Consider the following 24,682-nt stretch of genomic DNA (forward strand, 5'->3'; position numbering starts at 1 on the left):
GAGGAGGTGAACCTCGGTCGGAGGCCCCCAAAGGTCGCGATGCTCGCCCTGAACACCACCACCCACGCCGACACCATCGCCCAACTGAACCGCCAAGGCCTGGACACGGTGCGCCACGACGCCGAGTCGGGCCAGGTCCAGGTGATCTCCCGCGAGTACGACGCCCCGTCGGTGGCCCCGGCGAATGGCGCCACGCCCCAGCCCCGGGCCAAGCGCCGCTGGTTTGGCCGCTCCTGACGCGCCGCCACCCAGGCGCTCAGGTGTCGTACTCGCCGTTCCACGGAGCCGAGAAGCCCAACCGATCCGGATAGAGCTCAGCCCAGTCGTCCTCGCCGTCCTCGTCCTCGGCATGGCACTCCGTGATGAGGCCGAAGACCACCCCGTCAACGGTGAGCTGGAACGGCTGGATCGCGATGTCACAGTACTCACGCTCGGGGAGGCCGGCGAGGTTGGCGGCCAGCCGGACTTCCGCGCGGGCAACCACGGAACGCTCGTCATGCGGACGCTTCATCTGCTCAGCCCAAGTACCGGCGCACCAGATGTCGGACTCCTGGTGGTGCCCGTCGTGGCCAACGACAACGGCCGTATCCGAGTGAGCTGTCCGATGGCCGGTGGGACTGCTGGGACCGATTCTGTCGGCCTGGCGGGCCGAGCGGAGAGGGAAGGGCCTGGACAACGGCCGTCCGCCCGAGCCCGACCTTCGCCGGATCACGGACGCGGTCCTCTGCGTCGACCGCACAGGGATCGCCTGGCGGTACCTGCCGCACGACTTCGCACCGTGGGAAACCGTCCACCTGTACTTCGCAGCCTGGCAGAGAGAGGCCGAGGGGCGGGACGCCGAGCCGACGGCTTGCGTGCTGGACGCCCAGAGCATCAAGACGTCCGCCAACGTCCCGGCCGTCGGCCAGGGCATTGATGCAGGTAAAAGATCGCGGGCCGCAAGCGCCACATCGGCGTCGACACCCTCGGCCTGCTTCTGGCGGTCCTGGTCACCGCGGCCGGCGCCGCCGACAACGTCGGCGGCATCCAGGTGCTCTCACAGATCGCGAAGGCCCACCCCCGCGTCACCAAGGCCTGGGCCGATACCGGCTACCACACCAAAGCCATCGACCACGGCGCCACCCTCGGCATCGACGTAGAACTCATGAGCCGTCGGCTCACCCGTGAATCCACCCCGAACTGGCGCGAGCCTGAACGCGATACCCAACATCACCCGGGGCTCGCCGACCGCCCCCGCAGCACCGTGAATCGCTGATTCAGCACATCCACGCACTCACGCAACCCTGGTCGAGGCAGCTCAGCGCGCTCGCGGATCAACACAATGGCCTCCACGTTCCATCGGAGTGCTTGGCGGTAGGGCAAATTGCGGTGCGTGCGGGCACCACTCCGGTCAGACTCTCGGACATGACTGAGAAGATCACCCGCATCAACCCCGAGCAGCTGCATGAGACGCCTGGCTACCACCACGTCACCCTGGTGGAGGCAGGCCGTACGGCCTATCTGGCTGGGCAGTGCCCGCTTGACCGGAACGGTGACCTCGTCGGTTCCCGTTCCCTCGAGACACAGGTCGACCAGGTTGTCGCGAATGCGCTCACTGCCCTGGCAGCGGTGCGTGCTCAGCCGCAACATGTGGTGCGGTCAGTGATCTACGTGCGGAGCGATGAGAGAGAAGTTCTCGGAGCCGCGTGGCGTCGGCTCACCGACTCTGCCCTGGGTCCGGCGTTCACCACCGCCAGCACGCTCTTGGGCGTCTCCCAGTTGGGCTTTCCCGGACAGCTCGTCGAGGTGGATCTCACTGTGGCGCTGCCTGAATGAGTGAGTCTTCGGTGCACGCGCTCTTCCGCGCCGCCCCCGCACGGTAGGCACCTGGAGCGGGCGGACGACAGCGGAACGCCCGGGCGCCGGGGTCAGTCGTCCGGCTTCGGCGGGCGGTCGACCGGATCGGGCTCCCGGTACCCGTCCTCGCTCGCCCGAACTACCGGGCCCAGTAAGGGAATTCAGTCCGATACGCGTTCGGGTCGGCTACGGTGGCGGGAGGTTCCACAGCGGGGAGGAACGGGGGAGGACGCATGGCGTGGGATGAGTGGGAGCGGGCCAAGACGGCTGCGCGGGACGACCGCGAGGTCACGACACGACTGAACCAGGCTCCGGCCGCCGGTTCCGCCGAGGACGGCGATCTCGTCGTGAACCAGGACGACTTGGGCGCCGTGGGGCATGAGGCCGCCATTCTGCACGGAGAGCTCAAGAAGCGGGCCGACATCGCCGGGGCCGGCATCGACCAGAACGGGGCGGGATCCACCATGCGGGCCGCCGCCGCGCTCAAGAGCCGCAATCTGGCGCTGGGGGCGGAACTCGAACTGACCGTCGAAGTCTGGACCTCGCAGGTGAAGTACGTCCTGCAGGCGTGCGCGCACATCTCGAACCACCTCGACTACAGCAAGAAGCTGCACGCGCAGGAGGACGCGAGGATCGCCGCCGAGCTGAAAGGCCGGACCGGCCCGCCGTCCGTCTCCGCGCTCAACGACTACTTCAAGTAGGGGAAGGGGTCAGGACAGGTGGGGGTCTTAACCTACGCGGATCTCATGGCCTTGGACCTCGCCGGCCTCGGCACCGCCGCGGCCGACTGGAGGACCGTGGCCGGCGAGCTGGCCAAGCTGGAGAGCGATGTCCGCGGCGGACTCGTCAAGAAGTCGGACGAAGCCCGCTGGGTGGGCGTCAACGCCGGTGTGACCAGGGAGTTCATCGGCAAATCGGCCAAGGAGTTCTCCGACCTCCAGAGGGAGGCCGACAGCATCGCGAACGTCCTCGCCGACGCGCACGCAGAGTTGACGCAGTATCAGAAGCAGGCCCAGCTCCTCACCGAGGACGCCGCCAAGGGAGATCCGTCCCGCAATCCGCCGGACCTCGGACTCGCGGTCCTCAACGGCGCGGACGGCACGGTGCTCGTCACCGTTACCGTCTGCGAGCCCGGAGAGACCGACCAGCGCACACTGGACCGGATCCGGTGGTACCGGGACACCCTCAACGGCATCATCCGGCACGCCGCCGAAGTCGACGCCGCCGCCGCACGGGCCCTGCGGAACAGCCACGGCAGCGACGCGCAGAACGCGGGCCACGCCCATTACACCTCTCTCGACGAGGAACAGTTCCCGCGCGCCATGGAGCTCGCCTCTCTCGGGAAGGGCGCGAATCCGCAGCAGCGGGCGGAGCTGCACCGCCTGTGGGAATCGCTGAGTCCGGCCGCACGGGCCCAGCTCTGGCTGGCCCGGAAGGACGAACTGATGGCGGCGGGCATCCTGAGCCCGACCATGCAGCAGGTCGCCCCGGACGCCGGTGCCGGGGCGTACGATTCCGAATCGAGCGGATTCGACGACTGGAGGACCAAGAAGAAGATGGAACTCCTGATCCAGGCCGCCGACTTCAAGGGCATGACCGACGCCGCCCGGCACATGTCGCACTACCTCGGCAACAGCGGCAGTCCCATGAACCTGCCGGTGGACACGATGATGGGGGACGTGCCCGAATTCCAAACGTACGTCGACAACATCGTCCGGGAGAACCAAAACGCCTGGCGCACGCAGGCGCTGGAGGAGTTCCGGAAGAACGGCGGGCAGCCGATCGCCTTCCCTGTCGAGGCCAAGGCACCCGAGGGCTTCTACTTCAGCAAGGACCTCGACGCGAACTGGTTCTACGCGGTGGGCGGGACCAACAGCAATGTCACCGGGGTCGTCACGGTGGTTCCCGACGAGAACGGAAACCCCAAGGTGGGCATCGACTACCAGGCCAACGTCTGGGACCGCTACAACTGGGACAAGGGCAAGGGCGTCGAAATCGGCCCCCTCTCGATCCCCGACGGGGACATGGCCGAGCTGCACCGGGCGGGGGTCGCCCAGGAGTTCGACATGTCCGGCAGCAGCGGGGTGCGGCACTACGAGCTGGGGACCGCCGAGGCCAGCAATCAGGAGCCGCTCCCCGGTCCCGGGGAGAGCAGGGACGGACGGACCAATCCCGGCCGGGAGCAGCAGCAGGACCGGCCGCCGACGACGGGTGGCGGGAGGGGCACCGTACGATGACCGGATTCCCCAAGGGCGGGAGCCGCACCTCCCGCCCCCGGCTGCTCGCGGTGCGGGCCGCAGCGGGCGTGATCGCAGTCTTTCTCGCAGTGGCGGGGTGCACCGGTCCGGCCGGCTTCGGGGACGGCACGGGACCGGAATCGGGCTCCGGCTGGGCGGCCGGCATCACACCGGAGTGGATGAGCGGGCAGATGGGCCTCCCGGTGCCGAGTACGGCAGGGTCACCGGAGGCCGCGTACGAGAGCACCTCCCGCTACGACACGGGCCTGCTCACCTTCACGCTGACCCGGGCCGAAGCGGACACGTACCTGAAGGAGAACCCCCCGAAGGGCACGATGTTGGAGCCCACGGCCGCCGCTGCCGTCCCACCGCACGACTTCGCCCACTTCGGCCTTCCGGAGCCGGAGACGCTCAAGGACGGCATGCGCTACGGCTACGTCTGTCCGGGCTCGAACGCGGGCGGGCCGACCGCACTCCCGTCCGGAGTGCCGGAGGCGTACGACACGACCGAGGAACGCTGCGTCCGCCTCTACGTCCACGCGTACGCTCCGGACCGCACCCGCATATACCTGAGGGCTCACTACGGGCCCGGGACCGCACCGGACCGACCGAGCCCCTGACCCGCCGCCGCTTCCGGACGAGGGCGGCTACGAGATCGTCCGCCGCGACACCACCCGCAACGAGCACGAGGTCACCACGGCGAGCAGAACCAACGACATCCCCCGTGACCTTCCCATGTGGTTGGCCGCCCGCACCTTCCCGGACGGACCTGTCCGGGAAGGTGCGGGTCGTGGAAGCGTGGCCGCAACCGGCTGCGGATGGGGGCGACGGCACCTGGGAGATGGTCTTCACCGCGTTGCTCGCCGAGGCCGAGGCCGATGCCGATGCCGATGCCGATGCCGATGCCGATGCCGAAGGTGACGTCGACTGGGTCGTCGCGGTCTGAAGGAAACGGCCTAGTCCCGTCGGTCCCGTGCCTCGTCCAGAAGGGCCGCCAGGGCGACATGCCGTGCGTAGCGCTTGCCCGCGAAGCGGCGTAGTCCGTCGTCCAGGCGCCGCATCGCGGGCACGGGATCCTCCCGCTTGTCGAAGTCCAGCGACACGCCCGCCCGGTTCTTGACCCCGGTAACGAACCCGGGCGGGATCTTCACCCCGTGCCGTAGTGAGGCCGAGACTTCCCAGTGGCGCTCGTTGGCCGACGCGCTGCGCGGGGGCCTGACCGTGATGCGCTCGAGGTCCGTCCAGGGGACCGACCACTCCAGATCCTGCGCACGACACCTCAGCTGCTCACCCGTGAGCGTGACGACCCGCTGGAGCGGCGGCAGCCTCACTATGAAGGGCAACGCCACCATGGTCATCGCGAAGCCGAGCGCCAGGAACGCCGCGAACCAGGCCCAGCCGGCCCACTCCACGAACATGCTGCTCAGCATCAGCAAGGCGCCGATCGCCATGACCGACAGCCAGACGGTCGCCGCCTTGCCCTGCTGCCGGACCAGGCCCGCGCGTACCTCCACCACATCAGGATCGGAGACCCCCGAGACCGGCTCGTCCTGCTTCTGCCGTGCGTCCGCCTCCGTCAACGGCGCCGTCCTCGGTACGGCATCGGGGCCCGGAGCGGGAGCGGGCCTCGGCGCCGCATCCTCCGCGTCGTCCCCGTTCAGGCGGTCCAGGACCTGGGACGCCGACGGACGCCGCTCCGGCGCCTTCTGCAGGCACCCGGCCACCACACCCCGCAGTCCGTCCGGAACCCTGTCGAGGCGAGGCTCGTCGTGGACCACCCGGTACAGCAACGCGGGCACGCTGCCCTCGCCGAACGGCCCGTCCCCGGTCGCCGCGAACGCCAGCACCGCACCCAGCGAGAAGATGTCGCTCGACGTCCCGACCCGTCCGCCCGACGCCTGTTCGGGGCTCATGAATCCGGGCGTGCCGATGACCAGCCCCGTGCCGGTGAGCGTCGTGGCGCCCTCCGCCGCCTTCGAGATGCCGAAGTCTATGACCCTGGGGCCGTCCCCGGTGACCAGGATGTTCGACGGCTTCAGGTCCCGGTGGACGAGTCCGGTCCGGTGGATGGCCTCCAGGGCCTCGGCGAGGCCGGCGGCCAAGGACCGTAACTCCCGCGCCCCCAGTGGACCCCGGTCGTGCACGAGCGAGCTCAGATCGGGCGCCTCGATGTAGTCGCTGGCGACCCACGGCATCGCGCCGTCCGGGTCGGCGTCCACGATCGGCGCGGTCCAGAAGCCGCCCACGCTCCGCGCCGCGGCCACCTCGCGTCGGAACCGCTCGCGAAATCCGGGATCGGCGGCGATCTGAGGGCGTATCACCTTCACCGCCAGTCGACGGCCGCTGCGGGACACGCCGAGGAAGACCTGGCCCATCCCTCCCTCACCGAGCCGCGCGGACAGACGGTACGGCCCGATCGAGGCCGGGTCCTCCGGCATCAACTGCTGCACGACTCCCCCGTTTTCACCCCAGGGGGCCTGGAATCCCCCGACTGCGCGAGAAACCAAGCCTCCCAGGGGTGCTGCCGCGGGGGCTAGGGCCCGTCCGGCGGATCTTGCCGGACAGGCCCCAGGTGCGGGGGAGGGCTCAGCGCTTGAGCATGAAGGTGAAGTCGCCGGAGAGCTTGCCGTCCAGCCGGGCCGTCGACACGAGTTTCCCGTCCGCGATCAGTCTTTCGACCTCGGCCCGGGAAAGACCGCAACCTTCAGCGATCACCCGCACCGGCCGGACGGGGATCTGCGCCGCGAAGCGGACCGAGACGTCGATCACCTCCCGGCCCAGGTGATCCGATCCGTCGGTGTCGAGCCGCCAGGCGTCGTCCCAGTCGAGGGCGATGCGATTGCGCCGCCGCATGACCGGATCCTGGAGCACCTCGGCTGCCAGGCCAGGGTCGTTGTCATGCATGCGGTCCAGGAGCTCAGGTCGTACGGAGCGCACGTTCATCCGCTCCAGGACCGTGAGCTTCGCGGTGTCCCCGCAAGCGGTACAGAGCACGAGCAGCCAGGCGTCGAGGAGCTTGTGGTTCGCGTTGACACGAAATTTGCCGTTCGCCCGGAAGCGCTCGGACGCGCATGCATGGCAACGGCGGCGAACGAGGGGCAGGCAGGTGGGCACGACCGCCCAGTTGTTGAGCACAGAAATACACCGGTTTCAGTGAGAAGTCCGCAGCAAAAAGCAGCACGGCGCACATGTGCGACGCGCGACCGATCAGCGCTTGGGGGTCTCACAGGGTGTACAACGGCATGTCCTTGCCTGGACGACTCGGTTCGACGGCACGGTAGTGGCGCACAGCGACGCTGTTCCACTGGTTTTCGGGCGCCTCCGCTGCCACTGGCCTGGTCCGGCCCTGACAGGCGTGAGTGCTAGACCCAGGTGTAGTTCGCGTCGGTGACCGCATCCAGGGCCGTGCCGGTGACGGCGGCGTGCGGATCGGCGAGGGCGGCAAGGGCTGGGCCGATGGGCGGGAAGATGGGCAGCTCGGCGGTCTCGCGGTAGTCGATCCACTCGATGACACCAACCTCGTGGCTGCCGTCGGGGAGTTCGTCCAGTTCCTGCTCGGCGAGGGTCGCACGGATCTCGGGGCTGATGTGGAAGCGGTAGATCAGGTGGAGCTTGCGCGGCGGCGGGGTGGGGCCCGGGCGGGTCACGCGCTGGTCGACGACCCACATCAGGTCCCCGCCCCCGGCCGCCGCCGTGTCCAGGCCGAGTTCTTCTGCGAGCTCGCGGGCGAGGGCGTGGGTGAGGTCCTCGCCGTGTTCGACGTTGCCGCCGGGCGGGGTGTAGTGGGTGGATTCGGTGCGGTCGCGGCGGATGAGGGCGACGTCGTCGCCGCAGAACACCAGCGCCCCAGTCCGGATCTTGATCCGGGAGAACGGGGCGGGTGCGGCAGGGGTGTTCGTCATGGCCGCCAGTATTCCAGCGGGCCCGATTGCCGTCCGGGTCTTGCCCCGAGGCAGGACCTCGGACAGTCGGTGCAGCAGCATCGCGCCGTGCACCGGAGTGGTGGCATCGCCTGTACCGCTTTCGGTGGATCCCGGTGCGTGGGTGGGCCAGTCGGGGCAGCCTGGACGTCGTGGACCGGCCGCTGGCTGGTCCCGATCGAGCGCGGTGTGGTGGGTTGGTCGTCGTGGACAGGATGCTCAAGGAGGGGGCTTGCCGATGGCAGCGGGCCGGGCCCGGTCTGCTTCGGCTCGGGCTGCGGGGTGGACATGCGGTCGTCACGGGAGCGGCACGTCTGCGAAGGCAGGTCCAGCCGGCCCCCGGTCACGGACCTGCGGGGTAGCTGCTCGTGCGGCTGGCGGGGGATGGTCGAGTACCCGCTCAACCGGACCGCCCTGCCCACCAGCGGACATCGACCTGTCCGGGCCCGTCGCGGACTACGACGCCCACCTGCCGGTCATGAGTTCACAGCCAGGGCGCCGGCGCGGGCGGCCGCGAGCGTGATCCTCACAGCCAGGTCGGCGGTGCCCTCTTCGACCGGATCAGGACTGACCAGCAACCGGAAGTGGATCGGTGCGACCAGCGTTTTGATCAGCTCGACAGGGTCGGTGTCGGCCGGGAGTTCGCCACGCTCGATGGCGCGGGCGACCACGGGCTCGGCCCGCCGGAACCTGTCGGCGAAGATCCGCCGCCGCGCTTCGGCGATCTCCGGCAGCCGGCCGGCGTCGGAGTACATCGCGGTTTGCACCGCCCTGCCCACCGGCCCCGTCATGCTCTGCACGAGTGCCTGGGCGAGCGCTTGCAGATCGGTCTCGATGGCGCCGGTGTCCGGAATGGGGATGTCGGTGGCGAAGCGCTCGGCCAGCGCGTCCACGACCAGGCTCGGCCGGTCCTTCCAGCGCCGGTAGACCGTCGTCTTGTGCACCCCGGCCCGCTGGGCCACGCCCTCGACGGTCAGCTCGGCATAGCCCCTGTCCGCCAACTCGGCGAGGGTGGCGGCGCGCACCGCCTCCTGAGCCTTGCGGCCGCGCCCGACCGGGCGGGCGGGGCCGGGGGAACCCGAATCCATTGCAACTCCCAGTTGCGTTAGCAGGTACTCACGTGTCAGGCTCCAGTCTATCGCAACTGGAAGTTGCATTGAGGGGTGCATGTGCCGGCTGGGCAGCTGTGCGCCGGACGACCCCACCCCGTCAGCCGAACGCCCTCGATCCAGGAGAAGCAAGGCCATGACCAGGACTTTCCATACGTGGACCCCCGACTCGATCCCCGACCAGTCCGGCCGCCTGGCGGTGGTGACCGGGGCCAACAGCGGCATCGGCCAGGTCACTGCGGAGGCGCTCGCTCGCCGGGGCGCCCATGTCGTGCTGGCCTGCCGCAGTCCCCAGCGGGGGCAGGCCGCACTGGACCGGCTGCTCGCCCGGGCACCCGGCGCCCGTGCCGAGGTGCGTCTCCTCGACCTGGGCGATCTTGCCTCCGTACGCGCCTTCGCCGACGGCTGGGACCACGACCGGCTCGATCTGCTGGTCAACAATGCCGGTGTGGCGATGGTGCCGTTCGCCCGGACCGCCGACGGCTTCGAGTCGCAGTTCGGGATCAACCACCTCGGCACCTTCGCCCTGACCGGGCTGATGCTGCCCCACCTGCTGGCCTCGCCCGATCCGCGGGTGGTCACCGTCAGCAGCGAAGGCCAGCGGTTCGCCCGCTTCGACCTGGACAACCTCAACGCCGAACGCCGCTACGGTGCCATGTTCGCCTACCTGCAGTCCAAGCGCGCCAACCTCTACTTCGCCACCGAACTGCAACGCCGCGCCGACGCCGCAGGCCTGATGCTGCGCAGCACGGCCGTCGCCCCCGGACTCACCCGCACCAACGTTCTCACCGGCGGCGCCAACGGCAACCGCGGCCGAATCCATGGAGCGTTGACCCGGCTGCTGCTCCGCGTCGCCTTCCGCCCCACCCCCGAAGGCGCCAAGACCTCCCTGTACGCCGCGACCGTCCCGGACCTGCCGGGCGGAGCGTACGTCGTGCCCGGCGGGCCTCTGCAGCTACGCGGCGAGCCGGTCCTACGCAGCCGGGAGCCTGCCATACGTGACACCACCACCGCCCGCCGGCTGTGGGAGCTGTCCGAAACGCTCACCGGCGTCCGCTTCCGGCTGTCCGATGATGCCGGATACGCCGCCGAGCAGTCCTACTAGCCGGCCCCCTTTCGACTCGGACGACATTCGCGTCAGGCGCAACCCTTGTGGCTGTTGTCGGCAGCCTGGTCCACGACCCCCAACTCGACGTGCAGTCCAACGAATGGCAACCCCGCGTACGACATGGGCCCCCACAGCACAGCTCGCAGGTGCCGTTCCAGCCCCTCGCCGCGGCCGGCCCGCGCGACAGGTCGCGGCCCCTCCCGCGCGCGTGAGCACTACCCCGACCCCGACAGGAGCCCCGTCCCCGTGACCCGCACCCCCGACGTCGTCATCCCCGACGTTGTCACCCTCGCTTCCCTCGACACGCACCGCCTGATCGTCACCCTTCCCAACCAGGGCCCCGCCGACGTCCGCTCGAACCTCCCGCGCGCCACCGCCGCCGCCATGCTGCGCCGCCTCGCCGACGAGCTCGACACCGAGCAGCTCCTCGCCGCCCTGCCGGGGGAAGCGTTCGCCACCCTCACCCGGCAGCTCACCCGCCGCCACCGCCCCGCCGAGGCCGCCCGGTACGCTGCCGGCGCGCTCGCCGACCACACCCGCGAGCTCGCCACCACGCTCGCCGCCGCTCTCGACCGAGGCATCCCCGCCGGAGCCCCGTCGGCCGGCCGGTACCTGGTCTCGATGCTGCGCAGCCACGCCGTCGATCTCGACGGCCCGCCCCGGCCCGCCACCGACGACGTACTCGACCTCGCCGCCGCCCGCCGCGCCCGCCTCACCCGCCGGCCGCAGCGATGAGCAGCGACACCACCCGCGCCGTGGCCACCGCCACCGCGCGCCGAAGCCTGCTGACCGCCACCGCCGAGGAGATGCATCATCGCCTCCAGCGGCTCGGCAGCAGCCGGAGTCCGCCTCGCGCGCCAGGGTCCGTACGCCCCCACCGGTAGACGCCGGCCGTGGCTGCTTGACCTTGCCGCTGGTGGCAGGGTTGCACGATGGCCGCATGAACAGCACCGCATCGCAGCGCAGCAGGGTCGTCGCCGTCACCGGAGCAGGTACGGGGATCGGCCGGGCCACCGCCCGGGCCTTCGCCGCCGAGGGCGCACACGTGGTCGCGATCGGGCGGCGGGCCGAGCCGCTCGAGGAGACCGCTGCCGGGCACGACCGGATCATGCCGCTGGCCGCCGACATCACCGCCGAGGGCGCGCCCGATCGGATCATCCGGGCCGTGCTCAACACACACGGCCGGCTGGACGTGCTGGTCAACAACGCCGGCATGGTGCGCAGCGGCGCCCTCGGCACGCTGACGCCGGAGACGATCGCGGTTCAGCTCGCCACCAACCTCGTCGCCCCCATCCTGCTGACCCAGGCCGCGCTGTCACCCCTGGAGAGGGCGGGCGGGGTGATCGTCAACGTCAGTACGTCGGTGGGGCAGCGGGCCTGGCCCGGCAGCTCGGTCTACGCGGCGACCAAGACCGCCCTGGAGCTGCTGACCCGCAGCTGGGCGGTCGAGTTGGCACCCCGTGGGATCCGGGTGGCGGCGGTCGCCCCCGGCGCGATCGACACCCCCATCGGAGAGCACCAGAACCTGACGCCGGAGCGGATGGCCGCCGTACGGGAGTGGCAGCTGGCGCACACCCCGCTGGGCCGGATCGGCCGACCCGAGGAGGTGGCCTGGGCGATCACCCAGCTTGCCGCACCGGCCGCATCGTTCGTCACCGGAGTGGTGCTCCCGGTCGACGGCGGGGCGGTCGTGGCGTGATAGGAGTGACCCGGGAGGTGGGACAGGTGCGGATCGGTGAACTGGCCAAGGCGACAGGGGCGTCCGCCCGTGCGCTGCGGCACTACGAGCAGGCCGGACTGATCTCCTCGGAGCGGGCCCCCAACGGCTACCGCATCTACGACGAGCGGGCCGTGGTGCGGGTTCGTAACATCCGCCGTCTGCTGGCCGCCGGGCTCATCCTGGACGACGTACGCGTGTTCCTGCCCTGCCTGGACGGCGATGTGGCTGCCGCACCGCCCTCCGACAAGGGTGTGCGGGTCGCGCGGGAACGGCTGGCGGTCCTCAACGAAAGGATCGCCGCCCAGACCGAGGCCCGCGACAGGCTGGAAGCCGCACTCCGGGAGAAGACCGGCGAGCGAATCCGCCCGGTGGCCTGACCAGTCGTCCCACCACCGGTGTTCCGGCCCTTCCGTACGGCTCACACACTCCGCAGGGCAGTGACGAGCTCCCGCAGCCGCTCGAGGCCGGCGCGCGGAACGAGGCCCAGGTGGTAGAGGTGTGCCTCGCCCAGGCCCGCGGCCACATGGCGGGCGGCCAGCGTACGGAGGCCGTCTTCGTCCGCGGGCAGGGTCTCGGGGCGGAAGTAGCCGCCGACTGCGGTGGCGGGCGGCGCCAGATCGCGGAGGGCGGCCACCGGACCCGCACCGGGCTCGGCGGCCCAGCAGTTGGCGACCACCGCGTCGATGCCCTCGACCACGGTCGGCCCGAGGGGCGCGAAGGCCCCGGTCGCCCACGGGGACGCGGAGCCGTGCAGGGTGATGCGGATACCGGGCGCGGCGGTACGCGCGGCGGCGACCAGGCGGGTGTGCAGGGCGGACGCGGACGCGTCGGCGCACTCGCGCAGCGCGGCGGCCGTTTGCGCGCCGAGGGCCTCCTCGGGGCTCTTCGGCGGCTGGGCGGGGCCGACGGCGGCCCGGACCCGCGCCGTGATCCGTTCGGGGTCGAGCCCCGCCACCCGCTGGACGCGCCGGCAGGAGGCGCAGAAGCACAGCGAGAGCAACTCCCGCTGGACGGGGGTCCACTGGGCGAACTCGGTCTTGTCATGGTGTCCGCCATGGTCCACGCCCAGCGGACCGGCGGCCTCCAGGATCAGGGCGTCCGCCCCTCCGAGCAGGGCGACCTCGTGCACGAGGGTCGCGCAGTAGTCGGCGACCTCGGGCGCCTGCGGGCACAGGGCGTAGGTGTACGGTTCGCCGAAGGCGTTGCGCCGTACGAGGTCCGGATGGTCACGTCCCAATGCGCTGTTGTGGGTGAGGACGGTCCATGCGGCGACCTTCAGCCCCGCGGCGCCGAGCGCCTCCCTGGCCACGGCGAAGGAGTCGGGAACGCACCAGCGCGGAGCGCGCGGCGCCAGCCTCGTGCTCCGCCAGGCGGTGGGGCGGATCGGGAGGTAGCAGGCGGCGTGTTCGGCCTCGACCAGGCGGTGTCGGGGGTGGAGCGGGGTGGCGGCGCGGGTGCTGTGGTAGTTCGCCGCCACGGCTACGCTCTCCACGCCCGCCTCGCGAGCCCGGTCCGCCGCTGCCGGGTCGCCGACGAAGTCCCAGGGATACGCGTATCCGGTCGCCGTCACCACCGCAGCCTCACCGTCCGTGTGCGAATTCGGGATTGTTCAGACATGTGAACTCGGCCCGTGGGGGCGAGCGTTGCGAACAGTAGGCACCCGCGCTTGACCTCGTCAAGCAGTCGACAGCAGTTTCACGATCCTTGGAAACGCCCCTGCGTACGTTCACATACGTGACTAAGTTCTGCTCATGGAGACTTCACGCACACCCAAGCCCCGCACCGTCCTGCTCACCGGCGCGGCCGGGGGCGTCGGCACCTTGATGCGGGAGCTGCTGCCCGCGTACGGATACGAGCTCCGGCTGCTCGACGTGGTCCCCGTCGACGGGGCGCCGGACGCCATCGTCGCCGATCTCGCCGACCGCGCGGCCCTGCGGGAGGCGGTCCGGGGGGTCGACGCCATCGTCCATCTCGCCGGGATATCCCTGGAGTCCACCTTCGAGAAGGTCCTGGCCGCCAACGTCACGGGGCTGCACCACCTCTACGAGGCCGCCCGGGAAGAGGGGGTGCGCCGCGTCGTCTTCGCCTCCAGCAACCACGCCGTCGGCTTCACCCCGCGCCCACGAGGGGGCGACCCCCTGGTCCCCGTCGACACACCGCGCCGGCCCGACAGCTTCTACGGCCTGTCCAAGTGCTTCGGCGAGGACCTCGCCCAGCTCTACTGGGACCTCCACGCGGTCGAGACCGTCTCGGTACGGGTCGGTTCCTGTTTCCCCGAGCCGACGTCGGTGCGGATGCTGTCGTTGTGGCTGAGCCCGGCCGACTGCGCACGGCTCCTGCACGCGGCGCTCACCGCCGAGAACGTCGCACACTCCGTCGTGTACGGCTCCTCCGCCAACACCCGGCTGTGGTGGGACCTTTCGTCGGCCCGGGCCATCGGCTACGAACCGCAGGACGACTCGGAACGGTTCGCGGAGCAGCTCATCTCCGAGCAGGGCGTTCCGGACGAGGGCGACCCCGACGACCTGTACCTGGGCGGCCGTTTCTGCACCGACCCGCCGCGCTGGCAGCACTGACGGCGAACCGGATAGAGAGCGCTCTCATTTTCTCTGCGCGAAGCATTGACGAAACACCGGCGCCCCCATAGCTTCTCGTCACTGCACTTCATACGTCATATATGAGACGCGATATACGAGATCTGAGAGTGCGTCATGGCCTTCGCCCCCAGCCCCATCCCGTCCCGCACCCAGTACGTTCTGGAGGCGATCAAACACGACATCCTCACCGGAGTCCTCAGCCCTGGTCAGGCACTGGTCGAGACCGAACTCGCCGCGCGCTTCGGGGTGTCCAAGACCCCGGTGCGCGAGGCGCTCAAAACCCTCGCCGGCAGCGGGCTCGTGGTGATGAGCCAGTACAAGGGCGTCACCGTGCGCATGGTCGATGCCGACATGGCCCGCGAGGTCTACGACGTACGGCTGCTCCTCGAGCCGGAGGCGGTCCGCCGCACCGTGGCCGCGCGGGCCCCGCTCGACGCCGCCAGGGAGGCGCTGCGGCGGGCCGCCGGGGCCGAGGACCCGGCTGAACGCTCGCTCGCCAACCGCGAGTTCCACCGTGCGCTCTACCTGCCCTGCGGCAACCCCCTGCTCGGCCGGATGCTCGACGAGGTCCGCGACCAAGCCGCTCTCGTGTCCACCGTCGCCTGGGCCGCCGTCCCCTCCTGGGAACGCGAAGCGGCCGAACACGAGGAGATCCTGCGGCTCGCGGCCGCCGGCGACGCGGACCGGGCCGGCCGGGCCGTCCACGAACACATCGCCTCCTTCGTCCAGCGGGCCTTCCCCCAGGAAAGCGAGTGACCATGACGTTCGAACACCTCAAGAACGCACTCGCCGATGTCGTGGCCATTCCCGTCACGCCTTTCACCGCGGAGGGCGAACTCGACTGCGAAGCGCACCGCGCCCTGCTCCGCCGTCTGATCGACGGCGGAGTGCGCACGCTCACCCCGAACGGGAACACCGGGGAGTTCTACGCCCTCACACCCGAAGAGCGGTCCCTGGTCACCGAGTTGACCATCGACGCGGCCGGGGGCAACGCCACGGTCCTGGTCGGCGTCGGCCACGACCTGCCCACTGCGGTCGCGGCCGCCCGGCACGCACGGACGTGTGGCGCACAGATGCTGATGGTGCATCAGCCCGTTCACCCGTACGTCTCCGAGGGCGGCTGGGTCGACTACCACCGGGCCATCGCCGAGGCCGTGCCCGAACTCGGCGTCGTCCCCTACATCCGCAACGCGCAGCTGAGCGGTGTCCGGCTCGCGGAGCTGGGCGACCTCTGCCCGAACGTCGTCGGCGTGAAGTACGCCGTTCCGGACGCGGCGCGGTTCGCCGGATTCGCCCGCGACGCGGGGCTCGACCGGTTCGCCTGGGTGGCGGGGCTCGCCGAACCGTACGCCCCTTCCTACTTCGCGAGCGGCGCGACGGGCTTCACCTCCGGCCTCGTCAACGTCTGCCCCTCGCTCTCCCTGGAGATGCTGTCGGCCCTCCGGGCGGGCGACTACGCGGCCGCGATGAAGGTGTGGGAGCGGATCCGCCGCTTCGAGGAGCTGCGGGCCGCCGACGGCAGCGCCGACAACGTCACCGTCGTCAAGGAGGCCCTCGCCTCGCTCGGTCTGTGCCGCCGCGACATCCGTCCGCCCAGCCGCGAGCTGCCCGAGTCCCGGCGCGCCGAGGTCGCCGCGATAGCCGCCGGATGGCAGGCATGAGCAGACGCCCCGAGCAGCTGCGCAGCCACCAGTGGTACGGCACGGACGGGCTGCGCTCGTTCAGCCACCGCGCCCGCACCCGCCAGCTCGGCTACCTCCCCGAGGAGCACCTGGGCAAGCCCGTCGTGGCGATCCTCAACACCTGGTCCGACATCAACCCGTGCCACGTCCATCTCCGCGACCGCGCGCAGGCCGTGAAGCGCGGAGTGTGGCAGGCCGGCGGTTTCCCGCTCGAATTCCCGGTCTCCACCCTCTCCGAAACCTTCCAGAAGCCGACGCCGATGCTCTACCGCAACCTGCTCGCGATGGAGACGGAGGAGCTGCTGCGCTCCTATCCGGTCGACGGCGCGGTTCTCCTCGGCGGCTGCGACAAGTCGACCCCGGCACTGCTGATGGGCGCGGCCTCGGTGGATCTGCCGACCGTCTTCGTGCCCGCCGGACCGATGCTGCCGGGCCACTGGAGGGGCCAGACCCTCGGCTCCGGAACCGACATGTGGAAGTACTGGGACGACAAGCGGGCGGGGCTGATCGGGGACTGCGAAATGGCCGAGCTGGAGAGCGGGCTGGCCCGCTCTCCCGGTCACTGCATGACGATGGGCACGGCCTCCACGCTCACCGCCGCCGCCGAGACCCTGGGCGTGACGATGCCGGGAGCGTCCTCGATCCCGGCGGTCGACTCGGGGCACGAGCGGATGGCCGCCGCCTCCGGCATGCGGATCGTGGAGCTCGTACGGCGGGATCTGCGGTTGTCCCGGATCCTGACGGGGGAGGCGTACGAGGACGCGGTCGCCGCCGTCCTGGCGCTCGGCGGGTCGACGAACGCCGTCATCCACCTGATCGCCATGGCCGGCCGTTCCGGGGTGAAGCTCACCCTGGACGATTTCGACCGGATCGCGCGGAGCGTGCCGGTGCTGGCCGATCTCCGGCCCGGCGGACGGTTCCTCATGGAGGACTTCCACTTCGCCGGCGGCATGCCCGCATTCCTCTCCCGCCTCACCGACGTACTGCACCTCGACCGACCGACCGTCTCCCACGGCACGCTGCGGGAGCAGCTCGACGGCGCTCGCGTGCACAACGACGAAGTGATCCGTGAGCGCGACCGGGCACTCGCGCCCGAGGGCGGGGTCGCGGTGCTGCGCGGGAACCTCTGCCCGGACGGCGCGGTCATCAAGCACGTCGCCGCCGAGCCCCACCTGCTGAAGCACACCGGTCCGGCGGTCGTCTTCGACGACTACCGCACGATGCAGCGGACCATCGACGACCCGGCGCTCGGGATCACCGCGGATCACGTACTCGTGCTGCGGGGATCCGGGCCGAAGGGCGGCCCGGGGATGCCGGAGTACGGGATGCTGCCGATCCCCAAGCAGCTGCTGGAGCAGGGCGTACGGGACATGGTCCGGATCTCCGACGCCCGGATGAGCGGGACGAGTTACGGCACGTGCGTGCTCCACGTCGCGCCCGAGTCACACGTCGGCGGGCCGCTCGCCCTGGTCCGCACCGGCGACACGATCACCCTCGACGTCCACGCCCGCAGGCTCCATCTGCACGTGTCCGAGGACGAGTTGGCGCGTCGGCGCGAGGCGTGGACCCCGCCACCGGTCCGCTACGAGCGCGGATACGGGGCGCTCTACAACGAACAGATCACCCAGGCCGACACGGGATGCGACTTCGAGTTCCTGGCCCGGCCGGGGGCGACTCCCGATCCCTACGCGGGCTGATTCTCTTCGCGCGGCCGACGAATCCGCCTGTCCGAAACAGCAAGAACGGAGCCACCGTCATGGCCTCAGCTGTGACCAGACCCCCTCAGGCCCCGAAGGCCCCCCACGTTTCCCCCGCACTCCAGGCCCGCCAGATCCACGGCCGCCGCCGCACCGGAGCCGCCCCCCGCCGGCTGCCGTACCTGCTGATCGCGCCCGCCGGGCTGCTGATGCTCGGCTTCATCGCCTATCCCGTGCTCAGCGTCTTCTACTACAGCCTTCAGGACTACAACCCCACGAAGCCGTGGCGGAACGGCTTCGCCGGATTCGACAACTTCGTTCACATCTTCACGGACGACCCGCACTTCTGGGGGACGCTGACCTTCAGCCTGAAGTGGGTCGCCGTCGAGGTGAGCCTGCAGCTCCTGTTCGGCCTGGCCCTCGCGCTGATCGTCAACCAGACGTTCGCGGGCCGCGCCTTGGGCCGGGCGCTGGTGTTCTCCCCGTGGGCGGTCTCCGGCGTGCTGACATCAGCCATCTGGGTGCTGCTGTACAACTCCCAGACGGGCATCACCCGGTATCTCGCCGACATGGGAATCGGTGAGTACGGCACGTCCTGGCTGTCCGACACCTCCACGGTCTTCTCCGCGGTGGTCGTCGCCGATCTGTGGCGCGGCGTCCCCTTCTTCGCGATCCTCATCCTCGCCGACCTCCAGTCCGTACCGAAGGACCTGTACGAGGCCGCCGAGGTCGACGGGGCCGGCCGGCTGCGGCAGTTCCTCCACATCACGCTGCCGCACCTCAGGGACGCGATCATCCTGTCCACCCTGCTGCGCGCCGTGTGGGAGTTCAACAACGTGGACCTCCTCTACACCCTCACCGGCGGCGGCCCGGCGGGGGAGACGACCACTCTGCCCCTCTACATCGCCAACACCAGCGTCGATGCCCACAACTTCGGATACGCCTCCGCCCTCACGACGGTGGCGTTCGTGATCCTTCTCTTCTGCTCGATGGTCTATCTGCGCCTGAGCAGGTTCGGAGGCGAGAACAAGTGAACCGGCGGCGTGCCTGGGACGAGGTCCCCCGGTGGCAGATCTACCTGCCGCTCGGCATCTATCTTCTCTTCACCCTCGTCCCCTTCTACTGGATCCTGCTCTTCGCCCTCCGACCGGCAGGGTCCACCTCACTGGTGCCGTGGCCCGCGACCACCGAGCACTTCGAGAAGGTGTGGACCGAGCGGAACTTCGCCACCTTCTTCCAGAACAGCCTGCTCATCGGCCTCGCGACCCTGGTGATGACCACGGTGATCGCTCTCACCGGCGGCTACGCGCTGGCCCGCTTCGACTTCCGGATCAAGAAGGGCTTCATGCTGGCCCTGCTGTGCTCCCAGTTCGTCCCGGGCGCGCTCCTGCTCGTACCGCTGTTCCAGACCTTCGCCGGTCTACGGATGATCAACTCGCTGGGCAGCGTCATCATCGCGGAGACGGTCTTCCAGCTCCCCTTGTCCATGATCCTCATCAGCGGCTTCATCAGGAACGTGCCGTACTCGCTGGAGGAGGCGGCCTGGGTGGACGGCTGCAACCGCTTCAGCGCGTTCCGCATCGTCGTCCTGCCGCTCCTGCGGCCCGGTCTGGTCGCCGTCGGCTCCTTCGCGTTCGTCCACGCCTGGAACCACTTCCTCTTCGCGCTGATGTTCCTCAGCAGCCAGGACAAGCAGACCATCCCCGTCGGCCTCAACACCCTGCTGGGCGCGGACAGCGTCGACCTGGGCGCGCTCGCCGCGGGCGGCGTCATCGCCGCCGTGCCCGTCGTGATCGTGTTCGCCTTCATCCAGAAGTGGCTGGTAACCGGCTTCAGCGCAGGGGCGGTGAAGGGATGAGCAACACCGCCGGCACCGTACGCACGCCGCTGCCCGTGGTCCTGGCGGGCGCACGCGGCCACGGCCGTTCGCACCTGCTCAACATCGGCCGGCTCGAACGGCTCGGCCTGGTCCGCCTCGCCGGGGTGTGCGAGCTGCGGCCGCTCGACGCCGCAGAACTGGACGGGTTCGACGCCACGGAGCAGTCCTCGGACTTCGACGCGCTGATGGCCTCCACCGGGGCCCGGATCGCCGTGATCTGTACGCCGATCCAGACCCATGCCGATCTGGCTCTGACCGCCGCCCGCCACGGGGCGCACGTACTCCTGGAGAAGCCCCCGGCCCCTTCGTACGCGGAGTTCCGCCGGATGGCGGACGGAATGGCGGCAGCCGGTGTGGCCTGCCAGATCGGCTTCCAGTCCCTCGGCTCGCATGCCGTTCCCGCGATCCGGCAGGTGATCGAGTCGGGCGGGATCGGCGAGCTCCTCGGCGTGGGCGCGGCCGGCGCGTGGGTGCGTGACGAGGCGTACTTCCGGCGCGCACCGTGGGCCGGCCGCCGGCGCCTGGACGGCATCGACGTCGTCGACGGGGCCCTGACGAACCCGCTGGCCCACGCCGTCGCCACCGCGCTGGCGCTCGCCGGAAGCAGCCGGGCCGAGGACGTCGAACACGTCGAGGCCGAGCTGCTGCGCGCGAACGCGATCGAGGCCGACGACACCTCCTGCGTCCGGATCGTGACCACGGCGGGTACCCCGCTCACCGTGGCGGCGACCCTGTGCGCCGAGAGGGACGCGGAGCCGTACGTGGTGGTCCACGGCTCCCGGGGGCGCATCACCCTCTGGTACCGGCAGGACCGGGTGCTACTCCAGCGGGCCGGGCACGGCCCGGAGGAGACCGTCCACGGCCGGACCGATCTCCTGGAGAACCTCGTCGGCCATGTGACCGGCGCCGAGCCGCTGCGCGTACCGCCGGAGGAGACCGGTGCGTTCATGCGGGTCGTGGAGGCGATCCGGCTGTCGCCCGACCCGGTGGCGCTGCCGGACGCGTACTGGCACACCGAGCCGGGCGCGAGCGGGCCGCGGCGGGTCGTCGACGGGATCGACGGGCTCGTCGACACGAGTGCCTATTCGCTCAGTCTGTACTCCGAACTCGACGCCCCGTGGAAGCTGCCGACCAGGGCGGAGACCCCATGAACCCGGCGCTCGTCCTGCAGTGCGCCGGCCGCCCGGTGGCCCACTACACCGCCGACCCGGACATGGCACGGGACCGGTCCCCCCGGCCCTACCTGCATCCCGTCACCACCCTGGGCGGGGTCCGTGTCACCGAACTGATGCCCGAGGACCACGCGCACCACCTCGGCGTCGGCGTGGCCGTACCCGACGTGGCGGGCCACAACTTCTGGGGCGGGCGCACCTTCGTCCGGGACAGGGGGCCGACCGCGCTCGACAACCACGGCGTGCAGCGCCACGACGGCTTCACCCGGCGCGACCCGGACGGGTTCGTGGAGGAGCTGAGCTGGACGGCCGGCGGCGTGGTCCTCCTGCGCGAACGCCGGACCGTCGCCTCGGCGGTGCTGAGCGACTCGGCCTGGGCCCTGGACTTCACCTTCGTCCTCACCGAAGTGTCGGGCCGGGCCCTGTCCATCGGCAGCCCGGCCACCAACGGACGGCCGGGCGCGGCCTACGGCGGCTTCTTCTGGCGCGCACCCAAGGAGGCGGCGGCGCCCGTCGTCTTCAGTGCGGACGCCGACGGTGAGGAGGCCGTGCACGGCTCCCGTGCCGACTGGGTCGCGCTGGCCGGCCAGGGCTGGACCCTGGTCCTCGCCGGCGCGACCGAGGAAACCCGGCGCGATCCGTGGTTCCTGCGCGCCGCGGAATACCCCGGCGTGGGCTCCTGCCTCGCCCATGACCGGCGGCTGGCCATAGCCGCCGGAGCGAAGGTCGAACGGCGGGTGACCACCGTGGTGGCCGACGGACGCCTGGGGCGGGCAGAGGCCGCGGCGCTGGCGCGCAAGGCGGTCGACGCATGAGCCGCAGCACCGCATCACCCCTGAGCACCCTCCCCCCACCACACGACAACCCCGAGAGACCCCGAGAGACCCCGAGAGAAGAGAGCCGACGATGACCAACTTCCGTGCAGGGCGGCGCAGAGCCGTCTGCGCCCTCGCCCTGACCACCGTGCTCGCCCTGACCACCACCGCCTGCGGAGACGACGGTAGCGGCGCGGCGGGCGACAAGGGCGGCGAGGGTTCGGGCAAGGGCGAGATCACCTTCTGGGACAACAACGGCGGTGTCCGCACCGACGTCTGGAAGGCGATCATCACGGACTTCGAGAAGCAGAACCCAGAGATCAAGGTGAACTACGTCGGGATCGCCTCGACGGAAGTGCAGTCCAAGTACGACACGGCCATCCAGGGCGGCGGTCTGCCGGACGTCGGCGGCATCGGAGCGGCGATGCTCGCCGGGATCGCGGCGCAGAACGCCCTGGAGCCGCTCGACGACAAAGTCGACGGCAGCGCCCTCAAGGGCAAGCTCAACGCGGGGATGGTCGAGAGCGTGAGGTCCGCGGGGGGCAAGGGCAAGCTCTTCACCGTCCCCACCTCGGCCAGCAACGGTGTCCTCTACTACCGCACCGACCTGTTCGAGGCGGCCGGCCTGGCGGCGCCCGACACCTGGTCCGCGTTCTACGCGGCGGCCGACAAGCTGACGAAGAAGGACGCGAACAAGTTCGGCTACACCATCCGCGGCGGGGCGGGCTCCGTCGCCCAGGCGCTGGACGCGATGTACGGCCAGAGCGGGATCACCAGTTTCTGGAACGGGGACAAGACCACGGTCAACGACCCCAAGAACGTGGCCGCGTTGGAGAAGTACGTGGGGCTGTTCAAGAACAACACCCCGGCAGCCGACGTCAACAACGACTTCACCAAGATGGTCGCCCAGTGGGACAGCGGCGAGATCGGCATGCTGAGCCACAACCTGGGCTCCTACAAGGACCATGTGAAGGCCCTCGGCCCGGAGAAGTTCCGGGGCGTCCCGAACCCCACGACCGACGACGGCACCCGGGTGCAGGTCTCCAATCCGGTCGACGGTCTCGCCCTGTTCTCGTCGAGCAAGAAGAAGGCGGCCGCCTGGAAGTTCATCGAGTTCGCCGCCTCGCACGCCTCCAACAGCAAGTGGAACGAGTCGGCGGGCGCGATCCCGGCCAACACCGAGGCCGCCCAGGACGCCTGGATCCAGAAGGCCGAGCCGACCAGGCTCGCCGCCGAGGTCCTCTTCAGTGGCAAGGCCACGATCGTGCAGCTGCCGTACTACCTGCCCGACTGGAACACCATCTCCAAAGCCGACAACGAGCCCGCCTTCCAGAAGGTCCTGCTCGGCAAGTCCACGTCGAAGGAGTTCCTCGACAGCCTCGCCGAGCAGCTGAACACGGCGCAGGCCGAGTGGAAGACGCAGAACAAGTGAGCCCCACCCGCCGCGGGGCGCAATGGAACACCCGGCCCGATTCCGAGGAGAGCTGAGCATGAGACACACACGGGTATGGACGGTGGGCGCCGCTGCCCTCGTCCTGAGCGTCACCGGTCCCACGTCCGCCGCGCACGCGGGCCGGGCCCCCTCCGACCCCGCACGTCAGGTACTTGCGGCCGGTGACGGCTGGGCGTCGGACGGTACGGGAACCAGCGGCGGCGCCGCGGCAGCCGCCTCCCGCGTCTTCACCGTCACCACCTGGGACGAACTCCGTGCGGCGCTCGCCGTCGCGGGCACCGAGCCGCGGATCGTCAAGGTCGTGGGCATGCTGAACGCCACCGCCGCAGGCTGCGCGGCCTTTGAGCAACCCGGGTACGGGTTCGAGGCGTACCTCGCCGCCTACGACCCCGCGGTCTGGGGATACGAATCCCCGGTCAGCGGGGAGCAGGAGGATCTGCGCGCCGCCTCCGCCAAGGCGCAGGGGACGGCCATCAAGGCGTACGTTCCCGCGAACACGACGATCGTCGGCGTCGGCAGGAACGCCGGCATCACCGGCGGCAGCCTCCAGATCCAGGGGGTCGACAACGTCGTCGTCCGCAACCTGACCGTGGAGAGCCCGCTCGACTGCTTCCCGCAGTGGGACCCGACGGACGGGGAGACGGGGGCGTGGAACTCCGAGTACGACAGCGTGGTCGTGTACGGCTCCACCCACGTGTGGATCGACCACAACACCTTCAACGACGGGGCCAGCCCGGACAGTTCCCTGCCCTCGTACTACGGTGAGCCCTACCAGCAACACGACGGCGAGCTGGACATCGTGCGCGGCGCCGACCTGGTCACCGTCTCCTGGAACGTCTTCGCCGACCACGGCAAGACCCTGATGATCGGCAACAGCGACAGCGCGGGTGCCACCGACCGCGGCAAGCTGCGTACCACCCTCCACCACAACCTCTTCGAGAACGTCGTAGAGAGGGCGCCGCGGGTCCGCTTCGGCAAGGTCGACGCGTACAACAACCACTTCGTGGTGCCCGGTCCGGAGTACTCCTACAGTTTGGGCATCGGAACCGAGTCCCAGCTCGTGGCGGAGAAGAACGCGTTCACGCTCGACGAGGGCATCCAGGCCGGCAAGATCCTCAAGAAGTGGAAGGACGCCCCGGTCACCGTTGCGGACAACTTCGTCAACAGGGCGCGGGTCGACCTGCTCGCGGTCCACAACGCCCAGTTCCCCGAGGAGATCCTGCGCGCCGACGCGGGCTGGACGCCGTCCCTGCGCACGCGCGTCGACGCGCCGCAAGCCGTGCCCGCCCTCGTCGACCGCTGCGCGGGCGCGGGCCGCCTGCGCTGACCTTCCGCCCTCGACGCGGACCGGCCCGCGAGACGCCCTTACCGGGCGAGCCGGACTTGGCCCGGCCCCGGCCCCCTTCGGCCGGCTGAAGCGCTTTCTCCCCTCAGGGAACACCCGGCGGACGCGACCG

Annotated in this window: 25 protein-coding genes and 2 pseudogenes; 21 read left to right on the top strand and 6 right to left on the bottom strand. The window is 70.4% G+C overall.

Annotation, left to right across the window (positions count from 1 at the left end):
• Positions 1-237, top strand: a 237-nt coding sequence (locus tag AB0D29_RS10420) for a hypothetical protein (protein WP_362853129.1), incomplete at its 5' end; no start/stop codon positions are given.
• Positions 238-256: 19 nt separating this feature from the next.
• On the opposite strand, the pseudogene AB0D29_RS10425 reads toward AB0D29_RS10420, so the two are convergent.
• Positions 257-565, bottom strand: a pseudogene (locus AB0D29_RS10425) (hypothetical protein); the annotation flags it as partial.
• A 32-nt stretch (positions 566-597) separates the two neighbouring features.
• Here AB0D29_RS10425 and AB0D29_RS10430 point away from each other — a divergent pair.
• The 6 genes and pseudogenes from AB0D29_RS10430 to AB0D29_RS10455 all read left to right on the top strand — a co-directional run bounded on the left by AB0D29_RS10430 (position 598) and on the right by AB0D29_RS10455 (position 5,019).
• A pseudogene (locus tag AB0D29_RS10430) lies at positions 598-1,255 on the top strand (transposase).
• A gap of 149 nt (positions 1,256-1,404) precedes the next feature.
• A complete protein-coding gene (locus AB0D29_RS10435; RefSeq protein ID WP_362853130.1) occupies positions 1,405-1,815 on the top strand; it encodes a RidA family protein in 411 nt (136 codons plus the stop codon).
• 254 nt (positions 1,816-2,069) lie between these two features.
• Positions 2,070-2,537 (top strand): hypothetical protein, encoded by a 468-nt coding sequence (locus AB0D29_RS10440; RefSeq protein WP_362853131.1) that lies wholly within the window; start codon positions 2,070-2,072, stop codon positions 2,535-2,537.
• Between the two features lie 45 nt (positions 2,538-2,582).
• The gene (locus tag AB0D29_RS10445) at positions 2,583-4,073 is read left to right on the top strand and encodes a hypothetical protein (RefSeq protein WP_362853132.1); all 1,491 of its coding nucleotides are present in this window, start codon (positions 2,583-2,585) and stop codon (positions 4,071-4,073) included.
• Complete coding sequence (locus AB0D29_RS10450; protein WP_362853133.1) at positions 4,070-4,693, top strand: hypothetical protein; 624 nt, start codon at positions 4,070-4,072, stop codon at positions 4,691-4,693. The genes AB0D29_RS10445 and AB0D29_RS10450 overlap by 4 nt, the downstream gene beginning before the upstream one ends.
• 170 nt (positions 4,694-4,863) lie before the next feature.
• A complete protein-coding gene (locus AB0D29_RS10455; RefSeq protein ID WP_362853134.1) occupies positions 4,864-5,019 on the top strand; it encodes a hypothetical protein in 156 nt (51 codons plus the stop codon).
• Between the two features lie 10 nt (positions 5,020-5,029).
• On the opposite strand, the gene AB0D29_RS10460 is transcribed toward AB0D29_RS10455, so the two are convergent.
• The 4 genes from AB0D29_RS10460 to AB0D29_RS10475 all read right to left on the bottom strand — a co-directional run bounded on the left by AB0D29_RS10460 (position 5,030) and on the right by AB0D29_RS10475 (position 9,018).
• Entirely contained in the window at positions 5,030-6,523 is a 1,494-nt protein-coding gene (locus tag AB0D29_RS10460; protein ID WP_362853135.1) for a serine/threonine-protein kinase, read from the bottom strand.
• Between the two features lie 136 nt (positions 6,524-6,659).
• On the bottom strand, positions 6,660-7,208 hold the full coding sequence (locus AB0D29_RS10465; RefSeq protein WP_362853136.1) for a DUF1062 domain-containing protein: 549 nt from the start codon (positions 7,206-7,208) through the stop codon (positions 6,660-6,662).
• A gap of 227 nt (positions 7,209-7,435) precedes the next feature.
• Complete coding sequence (locus AB0D29_RS10470; RefSeq protein WP_362853137.1) at positions 7,436-7,975, bottom strand: NUDIX hydrolase; 540 nt, start codon at positions 7,973-7,975, stop codon at positions 7,436-7,438.
• Positions 7,976-8,469: 494 nt separating this feature from the next.
• Positions 8,470-9,018, bottom strand: a complete 549-nt coding sequence (locus AB0D29_RS10475) for a TetR/AcrR family transcriptional regulator (RefSeq protein WP_362853138.1) — start codon at positions 9,016-9,018, stop codon at positions 8,470-8,472.
• Positions 9,019-9,238: 220 nt separating this feature from the next.
• On the opposite strand from AB0D29_RS10475, the gene AB0D29_RS10480 reads away from it, so the two are divergent.
• The 4 genes from AB0D29_RS10480 (at position 9,239) to AB0D29_RS10495 (ending at position 12,307) form a co-directional block, all read left to right on the top strand.
• Positions 9,239-10,207, top strand: coding sequence for an oxidoreductase (locus AB0D29_RS10480; protein ID WP_362853139.1), 969 nt, complete (start codon positions 9,239-9,241; stop codon positions 10,205-10,207).
• 249 nt (positions 10,208-10,456) lie between these two features.
• Positions 10,457-10,945 carry a hypothetical protein gene (locus tag AB0D29_RS10485; protein ID WP_362853140.1) on the top strand — a complete coding sequence of 163 codons (489 nt, stop codon included), beginning with the start codon at positions 10,457-10,459 and terminating at the stop codon, positions 10,943-10,945.
• A gap of 205 nt (positions 10,946-11,150) precedes the next feature.
• Complete coding sequence (locus tag AB0D29_RS10490) at positions 11,151-11,909, top strand: SDR family oxidoreductase (protein WP_362853141.1); 759 nt, start codon at positions 11,151-11,153, stop codon at positions 11,907-11,909.
• 26 nt (positions 11,910-11,935) lie between these two features.
• The gene (locus tag AB0D29_RS10495; RefSeq protein ID WP_362853606.1) at positions 11,936-12,307 is read left to right on the top strand and encodes a MerR family transcriptional regulator; all 372 of its coding nucleotides are present in this window, start codon (positions 11,936-11,938) and stop codon (positions 12,305-12,307) included.
• 41 nt (positions 12,308-12,348) lie between these two features.
• Here the strand turns inward: AB0D29_RS10495 and AB0D29_RS10500 are convergent, their stop codons facing one another.
• A complete protein-coding gene (locus AB0D29_RS10500; protein WP_362853142.1) occupies positions 12,349-13,500 on the bottom strand; it encodes a hypothetical protein in 1,152 nt (383 codons plus the stop codon).
• A gap of 181 nt (positions 13,501-13,681) precedes the next feature.
• On the opposite strand from AB0D29_RS10500, the gene AB0D29_RS10505 reads away from it, so the two are divergent.
• The 10 genes from AB0D29_RS10505 to AB0D29_RS10550 all read left to right on the top strand — a co-directional run bounded on the left by AB0D29_RS10505 (position 13,682) and on the right by AB0D29_RS10550 (position 24,552).
• Complete coding sequence (locus AB0D29_RS10505; RefSeq protein ID WP_362853143.1) at positions 13,682-14,506, top strand: NAD(P)-dependent oxidoreductase; 825 nt, start codon at positions 13,682-13,684, stop codon at positions 14,504-14,506.
• A gap of 135 nt (positions 14,507-14,641) precedes the next feature.
• Positions 14,642-15,283: a GntR family transcriptional regulator gene (locus tag AB0D29_RS10510; RefSeq protein WP_362853144.1), complete on the top strand. Its 642-nt coding sequence runs from the start codon at positions 14,642-14,644 to the stop codon at positions 15,281-15,283.
• Positions 15,280-16,188 (top strand): dihydrodipicolinate synthase family protein, encoded by a 909-nt coding sequence (locus AB0D29_RS10515; protein ID WP_362853145.1) that lies wholly within the window; start codon positions 15,280-15,282, stop codon positions 16,186-16,188. The genes AB0D29_RS10510 and AB0D29_RS10515 overlap by 4 nt, the downstream gene beginning before the upstream one ends.
• Positions 16,185-17,906, top strand: coding sequence for an L-arabinonate dehydratase (araD, locus tag AB0D29_RS10520; RefSeq protein ID WP_362853146.1), 1,722 nt, complete (start codon positions 16,185-16,187; stop codon positions 17,904-17,906). Before AB0D29_RS10515 ends, araD begins: the two co-directional genes overlap by 4 nt.
• Before the next feature lie 59 nt (positions 17,907-17,965).
• Positions 17,966-18,940, top strand: a complete 975-nt coding sequence (locus AB0D29_RS10525) for a sugar ABC transporter permease (protein WP_362853147.1) — start codon at positions 17,966-17,968, stop codon at positions 18,938-18,940.
• On the top strand, positions 18,889-19,764 hold the full coding sequence (locus tag AB0D29_RS10530; RefSeq protein ID WP_362853607.1) for a carbohydrate ABC transporter permease: 876 nt from the start codon (positions 18,889-18,891) through the stop codon (positions 19,762-19,764). Before AB0D29_RS10525 ends, AB0D29_RS10530 begins: the two co-directional genes overlap by 52 nt.
• A complete protein-coding gene (locus AB0D29_RS10535) occupies positions 19,761-20,936 on the top strand; it encodes a Gfo/Idh/MocA family oxidoreductase (protein WP_362853148.1) in 1,176 nt (391 codons plus the stop codon). The genes AB0D29_RS10530 and AB0D29_RS10535 overlap by 4 nt, the downstream gene beginning before the upstream one ends.
• On the top strand, positions 20,933-21,772 hold the full coding sequence (locus AB0D29_RS10540) for a PmoA family protein (protein WP_362853149.1): 840 nt from the start codon (positions 20,933-20,935) through the stop codon (positions 21,770-21,772). Before AB0D29_RS10535 ends, AB0D29_RS10540 begins: the two co-directional genes overlap by 4 nt.
• A gap of 91 nt (positions 21,773-21,863) precedes the next feature.
• On the top strand, positions 21,864-23,204 hold the full coding sequence (locus AB0D29_RS10545) for a sugar ABC transporter substrate-binding protein (protein WP_362853150.1): 1,341 nt from the start codon (positions 21,864-21,866) through the stop codon (positions 23,202-23,204).
• 58 nt (positions 23,205-23,262) lie between these two features.
• Entirely contained in the window at positions 23,263-24,552 is a 1,290-nt protein-coding gene (locus AB0D29_RS10550) for a pectate lyase (RefSeq protein WP_362853151.1), read from the top strand.
• Positions 24,553-24,682 lie beyond the last annotated feature (130 nt).

It is taken from the genome of Streptomyces sp. NPDC048424 (assembly GCF_040651555.1).
Classification (GTDB): domain Bacteria; phylum Actinomycetota; class Actinomycetes; order Streptomycetales; family Streptomycetaceae; genus Streptomyces.